This window comes from Plantactinospora solaniradicis (assembly GCF_042658085.1).
Taxonomy (GTDB): Bacteria; Actinomycetota; Actinomycetes; order Mycobacteriales; family Micromonosporaceae; genus Plantactinospora; species Plantactinospora solaniradicis.
This window is the reverse complement of the sequence record NZ_JBHSPR010000126.1, coordinates 1-1,704: the sequence shown is the minus strand read 5'-3', so window position 1 is coordinate 1,704 and position 1,704 is coordinate 1. Positions and strand designations below refer to the sequence as shown.

2 protein-coding genes are annotated in these 1,704 nt (G+C 69.4%); both read left to right on the top strand.

Annotation, left to right across the window (positions count from 1 at the left end):
- On the top strand, nt 1–304 hold a 304-nt coding region (locus tag ACFP2T_RS47630; RefSeq protein WP_377434644.1), incomplete at its 5' end, for a phosphopantetheine-binding protein.
- Nucleotides 304–1,704 (top strand): condensation domain-containing protein (locus ACFP2T_RS47625; protein ID WP_377434642.1); only part of this gene is annotated, 1,401 nt, incomplete at its 3' end. The genes ACFP2T_RS47630 and ACFP2T_RS47625, both read left to right, overlap by 1 nt.

Genomic DNA, 1,704 nt, shown 5'->3' with positions numbered 1-1,704 from the left:
CTCCACGGAAGCCGGAACCTCCAGACCCCCCTCGGGGGAACACGAAATCGTCCTCTGTGAGGCGTTCGCCGAGGTACTCGGCCGGGACACCGTCGGTGTGGACGACAACTTCTTCGACCTCGGCGGGCACTCCCTGCTCGCCATCCGGCTGCTGTCCCGCATCCGGGCCCGGCTCGGCACCGAAGTCAAGATCCGCATGCTGTTCGAGGGGCCGACACCCGCGCAACTCGCGGAGCGGCTGGCTGGCGTGAGCACCAAGACGAACCGACCGGCGTTGCGTCCGATGCCAAAGGAGACCAACTGATGATCCCGTTGTCATTTGCGCAGCGCCGGCTCTGGTTCCTGACCCAGTTGGAGGGACGGAGCTCGACATACAACATCCCGCTGGCGCTCCCGCTGCCCGGCGATGTGAACGTGGCCGCGCTGCGCACCGCCCTGCGCGACGTCCTCACTCGGCACGAGTCGCTGCGCACGGTGTTCCCGTCCCAGGACGGCGAGCCGTACCAGCGGATTCTCGACCTCGATGACCTCGCCTGGGACCTGCAGGTGCGCCAGGTGGCGCCGGAGTCGCTCGCCGAGTCGATCGAGCAGGTGGCGTGGCATGTCTTCGACCTGACCACCGAGGTGCCGATCCGGGCGTGGCTGTTCGAGGCCGGCTCGGACGAGCGCGTCCTGGTCCTGCTAATGCACCACATCGCCGCCGACGGTTGGTCGCTGGGGCCGCTGCGCCGAGACGTGACCACGGCGTACGCGGCGCGGCGTCGCGGTGCGGCGCCGGACTGGGCGCCGCTGCCGGTGCAGTATTCCGACTATGCGCTGTGGCAGCGCGAGCTGCTCGGCGGCGACGACGACCCGGAAAGCGTGCTGTCGGTGCAGGTGGGGTACTGGCGGCGGGCGCTGGACGGTGCGCCGGAGGAGCTGACCCTGCCGGTCGACCACAGGCGTCCGGCGGTCACGAGCCACCGCGGTCACCGGGTGCCGCTGCGCATCCCCGCCGAGACACATCGGCGAGTGGTGGACCTGGCGCGGGCAGAGGGCGCCACGCCGTTCATGGTGTTGCAGGCGGCCTTCGCGGTGCTGTTGTCGCGGCTGGGCGCGGGCACCGACATCCCGATCGGGTTCCCGGTCGCCGGCCGCACCGAGGAAGCCCTGAACGACCTGGTCGGGTTCTTCGTCAACACCCTGGTCATCCGTACGGACCTGTCCGGGGACCCGCGATTCCGGGAGCTGCTGGTCCGGACGCGGGAAGCCAGCCTGGAAGCGCTCGAGCACCAGGACGTGCCGTTCGAGCGGTTGGTCGAGGAGCTGGCCCCGACCCGGTCGCTGGCCCGCCACCCGCTGTTCCAGGTCATGCTGACTGTCCAGAACACGGGCCGGATCACGGTGGATCCGCAGGGCGACGTGTCCGGCGATACGAGGGCAGTCGTACCCGCAAAATTCGATCTTGAAATCGTCGTGCGGGAGTCCTTCGACCGGGATGGAAACCCCGCGGGCCTGCTCGGTTCCGTCATCGCCTCGGCGGACCTCTTCGAAGCCCCGTCGATCGAATCTCTTACCGACCGGTGGGTGCGGGTCCTCGCCGACCTGACCACCAACCCCGATCAGCGCCTGCACGAGACGGAGATTCTCGAACTCGCCGAGCGGGACCTGGTGGTCCGGCAGTGGAACGACACGGCGGTGCCGGTGTCGGCGGGGTCGGTGGTG